9 protein-coding genes and 1 pseudogene are annotated in these 15,916 nt (G+C 71.1%); 3 read left to right on the forward strand and 7 right to left on the reverse strand.

The genetic code is table 11. The features are described from left to right. The 4 genes and pseudogenes from J7I94_RS30810 to J7I94_RS30825 all read right to left on the reverse strand — a co-directional run. Positions 1–862, reverse strand: a pseudogene (locus tag J7I94_RS30810) (hypothetical protein); the annotation flags it as partial. A gap of 53 nt (positions 863–915) precedes the next feature. Next, positions 916–5,859: an NAD-glutamate dehydrogenase gene (locus J7I94_RS30815; RefSeq protein WP_215172382.1), complete on the reverse strand. Its 4,944-nt coding sequence runs from the start codon at positions 5,857–5,859 to the stop codon at positions 916–918. Between the two features lie 546 nt (positions 5,860–6,405). Continuing rightward, positions 6,406–7,071 carry an HAD family hydrolase gene (locus J7I94_RS30820; RefSeq protein ID WP_374198450.1) on the reverse strand — a complete coding sequence of 222 codons (666 nt, stop codon included), beginning with the start codon at positions 7,069–7,071 and terminating at the stop codon, positions 6,406–6,408. Between the two features lie 76 nt (positions 7,072–7,147). After that, the gene (locus J7I94_RS30825; protein WP_215172386.1) at positions 7,148–7,663 is read right to left on the reverse strand and encodes a hypothetical protein; all 516 of its coding nucleotides are present in this window, start codon (positions 7,661–7,663) and stop codon (positions 7,148–7,150) included. 975 nt (positions 7,664–8,638) lie between these two features. Here J7I94_RS30825 and J7I94_RS39605 point away from each other — a divergent pair. After that, positions 8,639–8,908, forward strand: a complete 270-nt coding sequence (locus J7I94_RS39605; protein WP_374198448.1) for an Rv3235 family protein — start codon at positions 8,639–8,641, stop codon at positions 8,906–8,908. A 149-nt stretch (positions 8,909–9,057) separates the two neighbouring features. Here J7I94_RS39605 and secA read toward each other — a convergent pair whose 3' ends face one another. Then, the gene (gene secA, locus J7I94_RS30835) at positions 9,058–11,877 is read right to left on the reverse strand and encodes a preprotein translocase subunit SecA (protein ID WP_215172388.1); all 2,820 of its coding nucleotides are present in this window, start codon (positions 11,875–11,877) and stop codon (positions 9,058–9,060) included. 301 nt (positions 11,878–12,178) lie between these two features. Between secA and J7I94_RS30840 the strand changes: the two genes are divergently transcribed. Next, a complete protein-coding gene (locus J7I94_RS30840; protein ID WP_215172390.1) occupies positions 12,179–12,748 on the forward strand; it encodes a GNAT family N-acetyltransferase in 570 nt (189 codons plus the stop codon). Positions 12,749–12,797: 49 nt separating this feature from the next. Next, on the forward strand, positions 12,798–13,973 hold the full coding sequence (locus J7I94_RS30845; protein WP_215172392.1) for a winged helix-turn-helix domain-containing protein: 1,176 nt from the start codon (positions 12,798–12,800) through the stop codon (positions 13,971–13,973). Positions 13,974–14,006: 33 nt separating this feature from the next. Here the strand turns inward: J7I94_RS30845 and J7I94_RS30850 are convergent, their stop codons facing one another. Then, positions 14,007–14,753 (reverse strand): response regulator transcription factor, encoded by a 747-nt coding sequence (locus J7I94_RS30850; protein ID WP_215172393.1) that lies wholly within the window; start codon positions 14,751–14,753, stop codon positions 14,007–14,009. Positions 14,754–14,959: 206 nt separating this feature from the next. Continuing rightward, complete coding sequence (gene hpf / locus J7I94_RS30855) at positions 14,960–15,649, reverse strand: ribosome hibernation-promoting factor, HPF/YfiA family (RefSeq protein ID WP_215172395.1); 690 nt, start codon at positions 15,647–15,649, stop codon at positions 14,960–14,962. Positions 15,650–15,916: the final 267 nt, after the last annotated feature.

Below are 15,916 nucleotides of genomic sequence, written 5' to 3' on the forward strand. Positions count from 1 at the left end.
ACCGCACCCCCAGCGCGACGACCCCCACCAGCACCAGCCAGTACCGCCCGGCCAGGTCCTCGTACAACGGCCGGTGCACCGCCTCCAGCCCGCCCCCCGCCCCGAACAACGCGAAGAAGTCGTAGTACGGCCACACCCACAGCACCCCGGCCCCCAGCGCCACCCCGCCCACGATCCGCACCCCGGCCACCGGCCACGCCCGCCGCCCCGCGACCAGCACGGCGACGGCCCCCAGCGAGGCCACCACCCCCGTGAACTGATGGCACAGCAGGACCACCGCCCACAGCACTCCGAGCCCCAGCCACTCCCCCCACCCGCCCCCGGTGCTGACCGCCGACGCCAGCCCGGCCCACAGATGAAAGGCGAGCCCCAGGGCGAGCACACTCGGGTACGCCACCGCCAGTGCCAGCGAGTTGAGCCCGAGGAACCCGCTCCACGCGAACATCTCGGTACCCCACAGCAGCAGCAGACACAGCAACGCCAGTGCCGGCGCCGCCCGGTGCCCGGTGAGCGTGCGGACGTACCGCCACACGCCCGTCACCAGCAGCCCCAGCCCGACCAGCGCGCCCAGCCGCAGCACCACGAAGACCGAGGCCCCGCCGACCTTGGCGACGGCCCCGAGGACGACCGTCCACGGCGAGTAGTACGGGCTCGGCGTGTCCGCGTCGACCAGCGGGTTGCCGGGGTGGGTCAGGCTGTGCCGCAGCCGTTCGACGGTGGCGGCGTGCAGCCCGAGGTCACCGGCCCACGGCAGCCGGACCACGACCAGCAGCAGCAGAAAAAGCACGAGCACGGCGACCGTCCAAGGGACGACCACCGTGCTCGGCCTGGAACCCGACGCGGACCCGGACCACCCAGCCATCCGGCCACTTTATCCGGGATGCCCCGAATGTCCGGCCAGCTGGGGGTCACCGGTCATGAATGCGTGCGCAGCAACGTCCGCATCGTCCGCATCGCCACCGACAGATTGGCCAGATCGAACGCGTCCGAACTCCGGATCTCCTCCAGCGTGGCCCGCGCCCGCCCGAGGATCGCCGCGTTCTTCTGCTCCCACTCCTTGAACCGCTGCTCCGGCGTCGACGTCCCGTTGCCCGCCGCCAGTACGTCGGCGGTGAGGGCCGCGTGCGCGGCGTACAGGTCCTCGCGGATCGACGCGCGGGCCATGGACTGCCAGCGGTCGGCGCGCGGCAGCTCACTGATGCGGTCCATCAGCTGGGTGATGCCCAGCCGGTCGGCGAGGTCGTAGTAGACCTCGGCGACGTCCAGCGGCTCCTTGCCCGTGCGGTCGGCCACCGAGACGATGTCCAGCGTCGGGAAGGCCGAGGAGAACCCGGCCACCCGGGTCGCCACCTCGTCCGGGACGCCCGCGCCGGTCAGCTCGTCGTGGATGCGCTGGTACCAGTCGGCGTCCGCGCCGCGCAGCAGCTTCGGCAGCTGCGACCAGACCTGCTCGACCCGCTCGGCGAAGAAGTCGACCGTCTCGGCGAGCTGGAGCGGCTGCGGCCGGTTGTTCAGCAGCCAGCGGGTGCCGCGCTCGACCAGGCGGCGCGAGTGCAGCCGGATCCGGGTCAGGACGGCGGCCTCGACCGTGTTGTCCAGACCCTCCACCGCGTCCCACACCGGGTACGAGCGGAAGATGGCGCGGGCCGCGGTCTGCGCCCGCACGATCTCCTCCAGCGAGGCACCCGTCTCCTCGCGCAGCCGGTGCAGATACGTCGTACCGCCCGTGTTGACCGTGTCGTTGACCAGCACGGTCGTGGTGATCTCGCGGCGCAGCGGGTGGCTGTCGATCCGGTCGGCGAACTGTTCGCGCAGCGCGGTCGGGAAGTACGCGTGCAGCAGCGTCTTCAGGTACGGGTCGTCGGGCAGCGAGGTGTGCAGCAGCTCCTCGGCGACCGTGATCTTCGTGTACGCCAGCAGCACCGCCGTCTCCGGGCCGGTCAGCCCGCGCCCGTTGCTGAGCCGCTCGCGGATCTGGCGGTCGGTGGGCAGGAACTCCAGCGCCCGGTCCAGGTGGCCCGCGCGCACCAGGTGCTTCATGAACCGCTGCTGCGCGTGGAGCATGTCCTTGGACTGGGCCAGCGCGTTGGCGATCGCCGTGTTCTGCGCGTAGTTGTTGCGCAGGACCAGGCGGCCGACCTCGTCGGTCATCCCGGCGAGCACCTTGTTGCGCTGCTTCACCGTCATGTCGCCGTCCGCGACCAGGCCGTTGAGCAGGATCTTGATGTTCACCTCGTGGTCGGAGGTGTCGACGCCCGCGCTGTTGTCGATGGCGTCGGTGTTGACCCGGCCGCCTCCCGCGGCGAACTCGATCCGGCCGAGCTGGGTCAGGCCCAGGTTGCCGCCCTCGCCGACGACCTGGACGCGCAGGTCCTTGCCGTCGACGCGGATGGCGTCGTTGGCCTTGTCGCCGACGTCGGCGTTGGACTCGGTGGACGCCTTGACGTACGTACCGATGCCGCCGTTCCACAGCAGGTCGACCGGTGCCTGGAGGATGGCCTTCAACAGGTCGGCCGGGGTCATCTTGGAGACCTTGCCCTCGATGCCCAGGGCCTCCCGGATGTGCGCGTTGACCGGGATCGCCTTGGCGCTGCGGGGGAAGACGCCGCCGCCCGCCGACAGCAGCTCCTTGTTGTAGTCCTCCCAGGACGAGCGGGGCAGCTCGAACAGGCGGCGGCGCTCGGCGTAGGAGACGGCGGCGTCGGGCTTCGGGTCGACGAAGATGTGCCGGTGGTCGAAGGCGGCGACCAGGCGGATGTGCTCGCTGAGCAGCATGCCGTTGCCGAACACGTCGCCGGACATGTCGCCGATGCCGACGACCGTGAAGTCCTCGCTCTGGGTGTCCGTGCCCAGCTCCCGGAAGTGCCGCTTGACGGACTCCCAGGCGCCGCGCGCGGTGATGCCCATGCCCTTGTGGTCGTAACCGGCCGAACCGCCGGAGGCGAAGGCGTCACCGAGCCAGAAGTCGTAGGACTCGGCGACCTCGTTGGCGATGTCGGAGAAGGTGGCGGTGCCCTTGTCGGCGGCGACGACCAGGTAGGTGTCGTCCCCGTCGTGCCGGACCACGTCGGCGGGCGGGACGACCTCGCCGGCCACCATGTTGTCGGTGATGTCGAGCAGGGCGGAGATGAAGCACTTGTAGCTGGCGATGCCCTCCGCCATCCACGCGTCCCGGTCCACGCTCGGGTCGGGGAGCTGCTTGGCGACGAAGCCGCCCTTGGCGCCGACCGGCACGATGACGGTGTTCTTCACCATCTGCGCCTTGACCAGGCCGAGGATCTCGGTACGGAAGTCCTCCCTGCGGTCCGACCAGCGCAGGCCGCCGCGCGCGACCTTGCCGAACCGCAGGTGCACGCCCTCGACACGCGGCGAGTACACCCAGATCTCGAACGCCGGCCGGGGCGCGGGGAGGTCGGGGATGGCCTGCGGGTCGAACTTCATCGAGACGTAGTCGTGCGGCCGGCCCGCCTGGGTCCGCTGGAAGAAGTTGGTGCGCAGCGTCGCCTTGATGACGGTGAGGAAGGCCCGCAGGATGCGGTCCTCGTCGAGGCTGGCGACCTGGTCGAGGGCGGCCTCCAGCTCTTCGAGGAGGGCGTCGACGATCTCGTGCCCGGCGCTCTGCCGGTCGGGCGACATCCGCGCCTCGAACAGTGAGACGAGCAGCCGGGTGGTGTGGACGTTGTTGCGGAGGGTGTCCTCCATGTAGTCCTGGCTGAACGTGGACCCGGCCTGCCGCAGGTACTTGGCGTACGCGCGCAGCACCATCGCCTGCCGCCAGGTCAGCCCGGCGCTGAGCACCAGGGCGTTGAAGCCGTCGTTCTCCGCCTTGCCGTTCCAGGCCGCGGCGAAGGCGTCCTGGAAGCGCTCACGGGCGTCGTCGCCGAGGTAGTCGGCGCCGCCGGCCACCGCCTTCGGCATGCGCAGGCCGAAGTCGTAGATCCAGGCCGTGGTGGTGCGGTCCGCGCAGCGCAGCTCGTACGGGCGTTCGTCGGTGACCTCGACGCCGAGCCGGCTGAGCACCGGCAGGACCGCGGAGAGGGAGACCGATCCGCCCTTCTGGTAGATCTTGAACCGGCGTTCCTCGGGCGCGGCGCCGACCGGCTCGTACAGGCTCAGCGCGAAGGTGCGCTCCTCGTCCAGCGCTTCGAGGTGGGCGAGGTCGGCGACGGCCGAGCGGGGGCCGTGGTCGGCCTTGTAGCCCTCGGGGAAGGCGCTGCCGTAGCGGCGCAGCAGCTCGGCGGAGCGCTCCTCGCCGAACTCCGCGGTGAGCGCCTCGGCGAACCCGTCCGCCCAGGACCGGGCGGCCTCGACCAGCCGGGCCTCGATGCGGTCCTTGTCGGCGTCGGACAGCTGAGGCAGCTCTGTGCCCTGCGGGACGCGGACGACGAAGTGCAGCCGGGAGAGGATCGACTCGGTGTTCCAGGCGGTGAAGTCGACGCTGGTGCCGCCGAGTTCCTCCTTGAGGATGTCGATGATCCGCAGCCGGACGCCGGTGGTGTAGCGGTCCCGGGGGAGGTAGACGAGGGCGGAGTAGTAGCGCCCGTACTCGTCCTGGCGCAGGTAGAGCCGCAGGCGGCGGCGCTCCTGGAGGTAGAGCACGGAGGTCGCGATGGTCTGCAGCTCGCCGACCGGCGTCTGGAACAGCTCGTCGCGCGGGTACGTCTCCAGGATCTGGAGCAGGTCGCGGCCGTCGTGGCTGTTGGGCGAGAACCCGGCCCGCTCCAGCACCTCCCGCACCTTGCGCCGGATGACCGGCACCCGGCGGACGGACTCGGTGTAGGCGGCGGAGGAGAACAGCCCGAGGAAGCGGCGCTCCCCGACGACATTGCCCTCGGCGTCGAACTTCTTGACGCCGATGTAGTCCAGGTAGGAGGGCCGGTGCACGGTCGCCCGGCTGTTGGCCTTGGTCAGCACCAGCAGCTTGTGCTCGCGGGCCTTGGCCCGGGCGTCGGCGGGCAGCCGCTCGAAGGACGGGCTGACCGGGTGGTCCTCGCCCGACTCGTGGTGCGGGTCGGCGCGCAGGATGCCGAGGCCCGAGCCGGGGACGGCGGCGAGGGAGTCGTCGCCGCGCAGCTGGTACTCGCGGTAGCCGAGGAAGGTGAAGTGGTCGTCGGCCAGCCAGCGCAGCAGCTCGCGGGCCTCCTCCAGCTCCTGCGGGTCGAGGTCGTCGGGGGCGGGCTCGGCGGGCAGGTCCTCGGCGAGGCGGACGGCCGCCTCGCGCATCTTGCCCCAGTCCTCGACGGTCTCGCGGACGTCGGACAAGACCCGCAGCAGGTCGGCGGTGATCTGCTTCAGGTCGGCGCGGTCGGTCTCGCGGTCGATCTCGACGTGGATCCAGGACTCGACGTGCGCGTCGTGCGGGAGGTCCTTGCCGGGCGAGGTGGTGAGCACCTCGACGAGCTTGCCGGTGACGTCGCGCCGCACCACGAACTGCGGGTGGACGACGACGTGGATGCCGCGTCCCTGCCGGGTCAGCTCGTTGGTGACGGAGTCGACCAGGAAGGGCATGTCGTCGGTGACCACCTCGACCACGGAGTGGCTGCACGTCCAGCCGTTCTCCTCGACCGTCGGGGTGTGCACCCGGACGTTGGCGGTGCCCTGCGGGCGGTTCTCGGCCAGCCGGTGGTGCGAGACGGCCGCTCCGAAGACGTCGACCGGTTCGCGGTCGCCCAGGTCCTCCGGGGCGGTGTGCCGGTAGTAGCGCTGGAGGAACGCGAACACGGATTCACGGTCCGGGGTGTCCGGGGAGCCCTCGTCCGTCGTCCCAGTCGGTAGGTACCCCCCGACCGGGCTGTTCTCAGCTACCCGTGCGGCCCTGTCGAGCAGCTCGGTCTTTGCTTCGTCCAGCTTGGTCTGCATTGTCCTCTGGCTCCTGTCGCGCGCCGTTGCGTGACGTAGAAGGAAGTACGGTCTCCCGCCTTCCGACGCAACGCCCAGACGCGGGGTGTCCGTTCTGATCCGACGCTATGCCGCAAGGTGAGAGGAGCGGGGGCATATCAGCCATGTCCGACGCGTCCGCCGGGTGTGATACCGCTCTCGTCGGCGTCACCGTCCGGGGAATGCTCGGCGCCTCGGGGTTCCTCGACGCCCCGTCCCGCCCGCGAGGACCAGCGACCGCCGCCCGGTCACGGATGTCGTCCGTGCTCTCCGGGCGCAGGGCAGGGACACGGATGCCCCCGCGAGCTATCGCGCTGATCACGCCATAAGGCTATCGCTCCTTCCCTGGAACCCGTCATGAGCCGCATGTGTACAAAACCGGGGGTGAAACTTTGACGTTCCGCACAGCGACGGACACGGGCGGGGAGGGCAGGGACGGCGCGGGCCGGCGGGCCGGGGTGCCGCGCGGGCCGGGGTGCCGCGCGGGCCGGGGTGCCGCGCGGGCCGGGGTGTCGCGGGCCGGCCGGCTCACGCCGCCAGCCGCTCGGCCTCCTTGACCGCCTCCGCCAGCGTGTCCACCACGGGCACGCCCGCCTCCTCCAGGCTCGTACGGCTGTGCGAGCCGCCGGTGTACAGCACCGCCCGCGCCCCCGCGTGGCGCGCGGCGGTCGCGTCGTCGACGGCGTCCCCGATGACGACCGTCCGGGCGGGCTCCACCCCGGCCAGCGCCGCCAGGTGCCGCACCATGTGCTCGGCCTTGCTGCCGCCGGAGGGACCGGTGCGCCCGTCGACCCGTATGAAGTGCGTCTCGATCCCGAACCCCCGCACCATCGGGACCAGTTCCTCATGGCCGTACAGGCTGAGGATCGACTGGCTGTGCCCCGCCGACCGCCACCCCGCGAGCAGCTCCGTCGCCCCGTCGGCGAGCCCGCACCGCACCCGGTGCGCGGTGTAGTGGCGCTGGAAGGCCTCGTCCATGACCTGCCACTCGGCGTCGGTGGGCAGTCTCCCCATCAGCCGCTCGTAGAACTTGGGCACCGGCACGCAGTACAGCGTCCGGTACCGCTCCAGCGTGATGGGCTCCAGGCCCAGCTCGGCGAAGGCCGCGTTCGTCGCCCCGATGATCGCGTCGTTGTCGTGGAACAGCGTGCCGTTCCAGTCCCAGACGATGTGCGCCCCTGTCCGCGTTCGCATCCCCATGCCCGCAAACGTACCCGCCGCCACTGACAATCAAGGGTCACCGTGAGTCACCGCCGGGCCGGGGGCGGTGTCAGCCGGCGAGTCCCACCAGGTTCGGGATCTCCTGCGTCGCGTACCACAGCAGTTCGTGGTCCTCGGCCCCGTCCACCACGAACTGGGCGTCGTCGTCCCCGCCGTCCGCCGCCGCGAGCGCGTCGGCCGCGGCGCTCACGTCCGCCTCCGCGTCGGCCGAGTCGACGTGCACCGCCGCCGCCTTGCCGAGCGGCACGCTCCCGGCGACCCGGACCTCACCGAGCGCGGCCGGGTCCGGCCCCCGGCCGGGGTCGGCCGCCGCGGTGCCGTCGGGTACGTCGACGGCGACCACGACCCGGCGCCGGGGGGCCGCGGCGTCCCCGGCCAGCAGCCGCAGCGAGGCCAGGGCGGCCCGGTTGAGGGCGGCGTACTCCAGTTCCTCGATGTCGTCCGAGAGGTACCACTCGCGCAGCGCGGGCGTGACGGCGTAGGCGGTGAACGGCCCGCTCCCCAGATGCCCCGACCGGTGCGCCTCGGCGAGACCGGGGAGGGTCAGGGGGACGTAGACGCGCATGGCTGGCCGCTTTCGTGGTCGGGTCCGGTCGGGTCCGCTCAGGTCGAGGCGGGGCGGAAGAGTCATCAGGATACGCGCCGGGGGTCCCCCATCGAGTTCCCCACCAAGCCGCCGCAGGCGTCAACTCCGCGCCGGAACTTCACCCGGCACGCCCTTGCCGCCGCGGGTCCGACACCAGCCGAGCCACTCGGATAGGTGAACTTCACCGCCCTCTCCGCTCCCTCCGGTCCCCCTTGCCAGCATGCCACCACACCCCGTACAAGGTCCGCAACAGCAAGTTACCGCCCGGTATGCCACGGGCCGCCGAACGGGGATCCCATGAACAAGGTCATGAACAAGGTCATGAGCAGGGCCATGAGCCGGACCACGAACAGGGCACAGCACCGCCACCCGGGCTCCCGCCCGCCCGGTCGCCACGACTCCCGCCGCCCCGCCGGCACCCCGCCCCGCGGCCCCGCTACGGCCGCCACCTGGACCGCGGTGCCCGAGGACCGGCCTCCCGGCTCCTCCCCGAGGCCCGTCCAGCGCCGTACCCGCCCCCAGGACACCCGCCCGCCGGGCGCCCCCGGTGGCACTCCGACCACCGGCCGCACGGCCGACCCGGACCGGACGCGAACCGCACGCACAGCCACCCCGGCCCGGACGCGAACCGCACGCGGGACCGCCCCAGCCGTACCGGCAACCACCCCAACCGCACCCACCGCCGCCCCAACCGCGCGCGGTACCACCCCAACCGCACGCAGGACCGCCCCAGCCGTACACGGGACCGCCCCCGGTCGGCGGGCCGCCGGCGGTCGTCAGGGGGCCCTCCCCACCCCGGCGGCCGTCTCCTGGCCCTCCACGCCCGTCGCCCCCGCCCGGACGCCCCTCGTCCCGCCCCGGACGGCGCGGCCCGCCGTCCCGCAGCCCCGCCCCGCCGACCTCTTCGCGGAGCGGCTCCTCGCGGTGCTCAGCGGACGCAGCCCGGTCCACTCCATGCTCCGGCACACCGTCGGCCAGGCCTACGACGAGCTGGCCCGGCTCGCCGAGCGCGGCCCCCTGCGCACCCGCGGCACCCGGCCCGTCGTCCGGGACATCGGCTGGTTCGAACCGCGTCCCGGCGCCGTGGAGGTCTTCGCCCGCATCGGCGCGGGCGACCAGCTGCGGGCGATGGCCTTCCGCCTGGAGCGCGGACCGGACCTGCGCTGGCGCTGCACCGCCGTGGAACTGGGCGGCCCCCGCCCGCCCCGCGAGGACCTCCACTGACCGGACTGGACGGGCTGGACGGGCTGGACGGGCTGGACGGGCTCAACGGACTGCACGGGCTGAACGCCCGGAGGGCCGGGCACCCTCGGGTGACCCGGCCCTCCGTACCGCGGCGGCCCACGACGGCCGAACCGCCGCGGACACCGCCGTCACTTCTTGCGGCGCCGCCCGCCCTTCGCCTGCTTGCGGCGCTCCGCGCGGGTGAGGCCGTCGCTCTCGGAGCGGGCCGGCTCCTCGTCGGCGCGCTCCTCACGCTCGACGACACCGCCCTCGCCGTCCACGGTCGGCGCGGACAGGTGGAGGTTGCGCCGCTGCGGGGCGTCGAGCCCCTTGGCGCGGATCTCGGGCCGCGAGGCACTCGCCTGGGCCGGCACCGCGTCCTGCGGGCCCTTCTCCAGGGACGGCTTCTCGTCCTCGACGGGGACCTCCTCGACCTGCTGCTCGACCTGGACCTCCAGGTTGAACAGGTAGCCGACGGACTCCTCCTTGATGCCGTCCATCATGGCGGTGAACATGTCGAAGCCCTCGCGCTGGTACTCGACCAGCGGGTCCTTCTGCGCCATGGCGCGCAGGCCGATGCCCTCCTGGAGGTAGTCCATCTCGTAGAGGTGCTCGCGCCACTTGCGGTCCAGGACCGACAGCACGACCCGGCGCTCCAGCTCCCGCATGATCTCGGAGCCGAGCTGCTTCTCCCGCGCCTCGTACTGCTCGCTAATGTCGTCCTTGATGGACTCCTCGATGTACTCGGCGGTCAGCCCGGCCCGGTCACCGGCCGCCTCCTCCAGCTCCTCGATGGTGACCTTCACCGGGTAGAGCTGCTTGAAGGCGCCCCACAGCCGGTCCAGGTCCCAGTCCTCCGGGAAGCCCTCGGCGGTCTCGGCCCGCACATAGGCCTCGATCGTGTCGTTCATGAAGTGCTGGATCTGCTCCTGGAGGTCCTCGCCCTCCAGGACGCGGCGCCGCTCGCCGTAGATGACCTCGCGCTGCCGGTTGAGGACCTCGTCGTACTTCAGGACGTTCTTGCGGGTCTCGAAGTTCTGCTGCTCGACCTGCGACTGGGCGGACGCGATCGCGCGCGTGACCATCTTGTTCTCGATCGGCACGTCGTCCGGCACGTTCGCCATGGACATCACGCGCTCGACCATCTGGGCCTTGAACAGGCGCATCAGGTCGTCGCCGAGGGAGAGGTAGAACCGGGACTCGCCGGGGTCGCCCTGACGGCCGGAACGACCGCGCAGCTGGTTGTCGATACGCCGCGACTCGTGCCGCTCGGTACCGAGCACGTACAGCCCGCCGAGCCGCTCGACCTCTTCCTTCTCGGCCTTGACGGCCTCCTCGGCACGCTCCAGGGCGGCGGGCAGGGCCGCGGCCCACTCCTCGATGTGCTCCTCGGGGTCGAGGCCACGCTGGCGCAGCTCCGCCTCGGCGAGGTCCTCGGGGTTGCCGCCGAGCTTGATGTCCGTACCGCGGCCGGCCATGTTGGTGGCGACCGTCACGGCGCCCTTGCGGCCGGCCTGGGCGACGATCGTCGCCTCCCGGTCGTGCTGCTTGGCGTTGAGCACCTCGTGCTGGATGCCGCGCTTGGAGAGCTGCTGCGAGAGGTACTCGGACTTCTCGACCGAGGTGGTGCCGACCAGGATCGGCTGGCCCTTCTCGTGCTTCTCGGCGATGTCGTCGACGACCGCCTCGAACTTGGCGACCTCGGTGCGGTAGATCAGGTCGGACTGGTCCTTGCGGACCATCGGCTTGTTGGTCGGGATCGGGACCACGCCGAGCTTGTAGATCTGGTGGAACTCGGCGGCCTCGGTCATCGCCGTACCGGTCATGCCGGAGAGCTTGTTGTAGAGGCGGAAGAAGTTCTGCAGGGTGATCGTGGCGAGGGTCTGGTTCTCGTCCTTGATGTCCACCCCCTCCTTCGCCTCGATCGCCTGGTGCATGCCCTCGTTGTAGCGGCGGCCGGCGAGGATACGGCCGGTGTGCTCGTCGACGATCATGACCTCGCCGTCGATGACGACGTAGTCCTTGTCCTTCTTGAACAGTTCCTTCGCCTTGATGGCGTTGTTCAGATAGCCGACGAGCGGGGTGTTGACCGACTCGTAGAGGTTGTCGATGCCCAGCCAGTCCTCGACCTTGGAGACGCCGGACTCGTGGATGGCGACCGTGCGCTTCTTCTCGTCGACCTCGTAGTCGCCGGTCTCCTCGATGCCCTTGAGCGGGTTGCCGGCCTCGCCGCGCTTGAGGCGGGTGACCAGCTTGGCGAAGTCGCCGTACCACTTGGTGGCCTGGTCGGCGGGGCCGGAGATGATCAGCGGCGTACGGGCCTCGTCGACGAGGATGGAGTCGACCTCGTCGACGATGGCGAAGTTGTGGCCGCGCTGGACGAGTTCGTCCTTGGACCACGCCATGTTGTCGCGGAGGTAGTCGAAGCCGAACTCGTTGTTCGTGCCGTACGTGATGTCGCAGCCGTACATCTCGCGGCGCTGGGCCGGCGTCATGTTGGCGAGGATGCAGCCGACCTCGAGGCCGAGGAACCGGTGCACGCGGCCCATCATCTCGGAGTCGCGCTCGGCCAGGTAGTCGTTGACCGTGATGATGTGGACGCCGTCACCGGACAGCGCGTTCAGGTACGCGGGCAGGGTGCCGACGAGGGTCTTGCCCTCACCGGTCTTCATCTCGGCGACGTAGCCCAGGTGCAGGGCGGCGCCGCCCATCAGCTGCACGTCGTAGTGGCGCTGGCCGAGGACGCGCTTGGCGGCCTCGCGGACGGTGGCGAAGGCCTCGGGCAGCAGGTCGTCGAGGCTCTCGCCGTCGGCGTAGCGCTGCTTGTACTCATCGGTGAGGGCCCGCAGCTCGGCGTCGGAGAGGTCGACGAAGTCCTCTTCGATGGAGTTGACCTGGTCCGCGATGCGGTGCAGCTTGCGCAGGATCTTGCCTTCGCCTGCACGCATGATCTTCGAGAGGACGGACACGGGGGTTGGTCTCCTTGCCGGTCGGGCCTGGGACGGTCGTTTTCCATTGGACGTGAGTGAGCAACGGCCATCGTAAGCGAGGACACCGTCACGCCGGGAGGCCTGCCGCGACGACTGCCGCCCGCCGCCGCGCACCGCCTCCGGTCCGCTCCGGGCCCGCTCCGATCCGCTCTCACCCATGACAACGTGCGGGCCCGGCCGATGGTGCCGCGCGGCGCCGGTGATTTGCGCGAAACGTGACCGGCCGCGCACGCACGGCGAAGTGATGGCGCCCGGCGCGCACCGCGCGCAGAATCGGCCGATGGAACCCCACACGCTCACCACCGAACGGCTCCTGCTGCGCACGGTCGGCCCCCAGGACACCGACGCCGTCCTCGCCGCCTGTCAGGACCCCGACATCCAGCGCTGGACCATGGTCCCCTCCCCGTATCTGCCGGAACACGCGCGTGCCTTCACGGAACAGATGGTCCCGGCCGGCTGGGCGAACGCCACGATGTTCACCTTCGGCGTCTTCCTGCCCACCGGGGACCTGGTCGCCATGGTCGGCCTCACCATGCTCTCCCCGGGCGCGGCCGAGATCGGTTTCTGGGGCGCCAAGGAGCACCGGGGCAACGGCTACGTCACCGAGGCCGTCCTGACCGTCTCCCGCTGGGCCTTCACCCGGCTGTCGGTCGACCGCGTGGAGTGGCGTGCCGAGGTGGGCAACGCGGGCTCGCGCGCGGTGGCCGAGCGCGCCGGGTTCACCCTGGAGGGCACGTTGCGCTCGGCGGTCGACAACAAGGGCGTGCGCCGTGACTGCTGGGTCGGCTCCCTGCTCCCGTCCGACCTGGGCCTGCCGTCGACGGCCTCCTACATACCCGCCCGGTCGTAGCGCGCACGGCCGCCCTCGCTGTCAGTGCCACCCCTTATCGTGCGGACGTATGACGACCTTCCCGCGCGCTGCCACGGAACTGTCGGCCGACGAGGCCCGCCGCATCGCCCTGCGGGCCCAGGGCTTCCTCGGCGCCCCCGACCGCCGCGCCGGTGTCCGCGGTGTCCTCCGTCATCTCGGCGCGGTCCAGCTCGACACCATCTCGGTCCTCGCCCGCTCCCACGAGCTCGTGCCGTACGCCCGCCTGGGCGCGGTGGGCCGCCGGGCGGTCGAGGACGCCTACTGGACGGGCACCCACGCCTTCGAGTACTGGTCGCACGCCGCCTGTGTCCTGCCCATCGAGGAGTGGCCCCACTTCGCCTTCCGCCGCCGCGCCTACCGGGCCCGCCCGCACTGGAACCACGGCCTGCCCGCCGGCGCCTACGACCAGGTGATCAAGCAGCTCCGCGCCGAGGGCCCGCTGACCGCCACGGAGCTGGGCGGCGCCAAGCGGACCAGCGAGTGGTGGGACTGGTCGGGCGAGAAGGTCGCCGTCGAACGCGCGCTGATGTACGGCGAGGTGGTCTGCGTCGAGCGCCGCGGCTGGAAGCGGGTCTACGACCTGGCCGAGCGCGCCGTCCCGGAGGAGCTGCTGCACGACCGGCTGGACGACACCGAGTGCCTGCGCCGCCTGGTCCGTCTGGCCGGGCAGTCCCTGGGCGTCGGCACTCGCGCGGACCTCGCGGACTACCACCGGCTCAAGGCCGAGCAGGTCGACGCGGTGATCGCCGACTCGGGTCTGGTGCCGGTCACGGTGGCGGACTGGTCCAAGCCGGCCTGGGCCGACCCCGAGGCCCTTCGGACACCACCGCGCGGCCGTCACCGCACGACGCTGCTCTCCCCCTTCGACTCCCTGGTCTGGGAGCGGGCGCGCACCGAGCGGATCTTCGGCTTCACCCACCGCCTGGAGGCGTACGTCCCCCGGCAGAAGCGGGTGCACGGCTACTACGCGATGCCCGTCCTGGCCGGCGGCCGGCTGGTCGGCCGGGTGGACCCGGCCCGCGAGGGCCGCACGCTGGTGGCCAAGCAGGTCACCCTGGACGGCCGCAAGGCGGTCCCGGCGGTGGCTCAGGCCCTGGTGGAGGCGGCGGGCTGGGTGGACTGCACGGATGTACGGGTGGAACGGGTGGCCGCGCCGGACCTGCGCGAGCCGCTCGCCGGGGAACTGGCCCGCCTCCTGGCCTGAACCGAAACCGCCGCCCGTAAAGGGATTCGCCCGTCAGCGGATTTCGAGGATCTTCTCCCGCATCGCGTAGACCACCGCTTCCATCCGGGAGTGCAGTTGCAGTTTCTCCAGGATGTTGCGCACGTGGTTCTTCACGGTGTTCTCGGAGATGAACAGTTCCTTGGCGATGTCGCGGTTGTTCATCCCCGTGGCGACGAGTTTGAGGACTTCCAGTTCCCGGTCGGTGAGCCGCGGCGCGGGCACCAGCCGGCGTTCGTCGGTCCGCTGGATCATCGACTTGAACTCGGTGAGCAGTTTCGACGCCATGGAGGGGCTGATCTGCGACTGCCCGTCGGCGACCGCGCGAATGGCGGTGGCCACCTCGTCGGTCGAGATCTCCTTGAGGAGATAGCCGGTGGCGCCCGCCTTGATCGCGTCGTAGAGGTCGGCCTCCTCGTCGCTGATCGTCAGCATGATGATCTTCGCGCTGGGGGCCACCTCCTTGATGGAGGTGCACGCCTCGATACCGCCCCGCCGGGGCATCCGTACGTCCATCAGCACGATGTCGGGGAGCAGGTCCGCGGCCTTCTCGACGGCCTCGGCACCGTCGCCCGCCTCACCGACGACCTGGATGTCCTCCTCGGCGGCGAGCACGATCTCCAGACCGCGGCGGAACAGGGCGTGATCGTCCACGACCAGGACTCTGATCGGCTCCTTGCGTGGGGCACCCGCCTCCGGGCCCATGCCGACGACGCCGTCGTGGGCATCCCCGCCCCGCATCGGTCCGAAGCTGTCCGCCATCGTTCCTCCCCCTGAAGGCTGTGGCCATGAAACCCGGGCCAGCGCCAACCCAAGGCAACGGCCCACCGGTTGGGCCGTTGCGGCCATGATTCCATGCCCGGCCGACTTCGGGACGACGGCGCGGGGCGCGAACGGGGTCGCACACCGGTGCCCCTAGGGGCGCACAGGCGCTCCAGGGGCACCGGCCGTACCACGCACCGGTGAGGTCAGCCGCCGAGTGCGCCGCCCGCGTCGGGCGAGGGCGTCTGGGCGACCATCGTGTCCGTCCTGAGGTGGATCACGCCGTAGTCGTAGGCGTGCCGCCGGTAGACGACGCTGGGCTCCTTGGTCTCGGAGTCGACGAAGAGGTAGAAGTCGTGCCCGACGAGTTCCATCTCGTAGAGCGCCTGGTCGAGGCTCATCGGGGCGGCCACGTGGGTCTTCTCACGCACGACGAGCGGCCCGTCGCCCTGGACCTCCAGCGAACCGACCTTCCTGGTAGGCACGCCGCCCTGCTCCTGCTCGTCGGCGGCACCGTTTCCGTTGAGCGTCGCCACGCCCGGGATGTGGTTCGGAACCTCGGCGGCCGAGATACGTGCCGTGCCGCGCCGCGAGTAGCGCTTGTCGTGCTGCTTGCGCAGCCGGGCGCCGAGCTTCTCCGCCGCCAGGTCGAGCGCCGCGTACGGATCGCTCGCCGCCGCCTCCGCCCGGATCACCGGACCGCGGGAGCGGAGCGTGATCTCCACTCGGTCGCAGCGGTCGGCCTGTCGGGGGTTGGGCTCCTTGGACACCTCGACGTCGAGGCTGATCACCTTGCCGTCGAGCTTCTGGATCTTCTCCAGGTTCAGCTTCTCGGCCACGTGCTTCCGGAACCGCTCGGGCACCTCGGTCTTGCGGCCCTTGACGACGATGTCCACGCAGAACTCCGTTCCCGGATCACTCCGCTCAGCTCGCGGAGCATCTCCCTTTCGCACCAGGTTCCGGTAGGCCCCGGAACCTCGGACTCGGTGACGCCCACCTCCTCCCCCAGGGGCGAGATCTCCACTCCACCGGCGCGGGTGATTTCCGAATGAACCCGCGACTCGGCATTCGGACAAGAGGGGTGTGGCCTGCGGCTTTCCCTCACAACCGAACATATCTCGCCCGGACGGATGTCGTCACCCTCTACAGCCCCCTACCTCCGT

This window comes from Streptomyces sp. ISL-12 (assembly GCF_018614415.1).
Classification (GTDB): domain Bacteria; phylum Actinomycetota; class Actinomycetes; order Streptomycetales; family Streptomycetaceae; genus Streptomyces.

Coding starts and splice junctions, on each gene's coding strand:
- J7I94_RS30815 (WP_215172382.1), bottom strand. CDS start 5,859: ATGCAGACCAAGCTGGACGAAGCAAAGACCGAGCTGCTCGACAGGGCC.
- J7I94_RS30825 (WP_215172386.1), bottom strand. CDS start 7,663: ATGCGCGTCTACGTCCCCCTGACCCTCCCCGGTCTCGCCGAGGCGCAC.
- J7I94_RS30850 (WP_215172393.1), bottom strand. CDS start 14,753: ATGGCGGACAGCTTCGGACCGATGCGGGGCGGGGATGCCCACGACGGC.
- J7I94_RS39605 (WP_374198448.1), top strand. CDS start 8,639: ATGCTCCGGCACACCGTCGGCCAGGCCTACGACGAGCTGGCCCGGCTC.
- J7I94_RS30820 (WP_374198450.1), bottom strand. CDS start 7,071: ATGCGAACGCGGACAGGGGCGCACATCGTCTGGGACTGGAACGGCACG.
- J7I94_RS30840 (WP_215172390.1), top strand. CDS start 12,179: ATGGAACCCCACACGCTCACCACCGAACGGCTCCTGCTGCGCACGGTC.
- J7I94_RS30845 (WP_215172392.1), top strand. CDS start 12,798: ATGACGACCTTCCCGCGCGCTGCCACGGAACTGTCGGCCGACGAGGCC.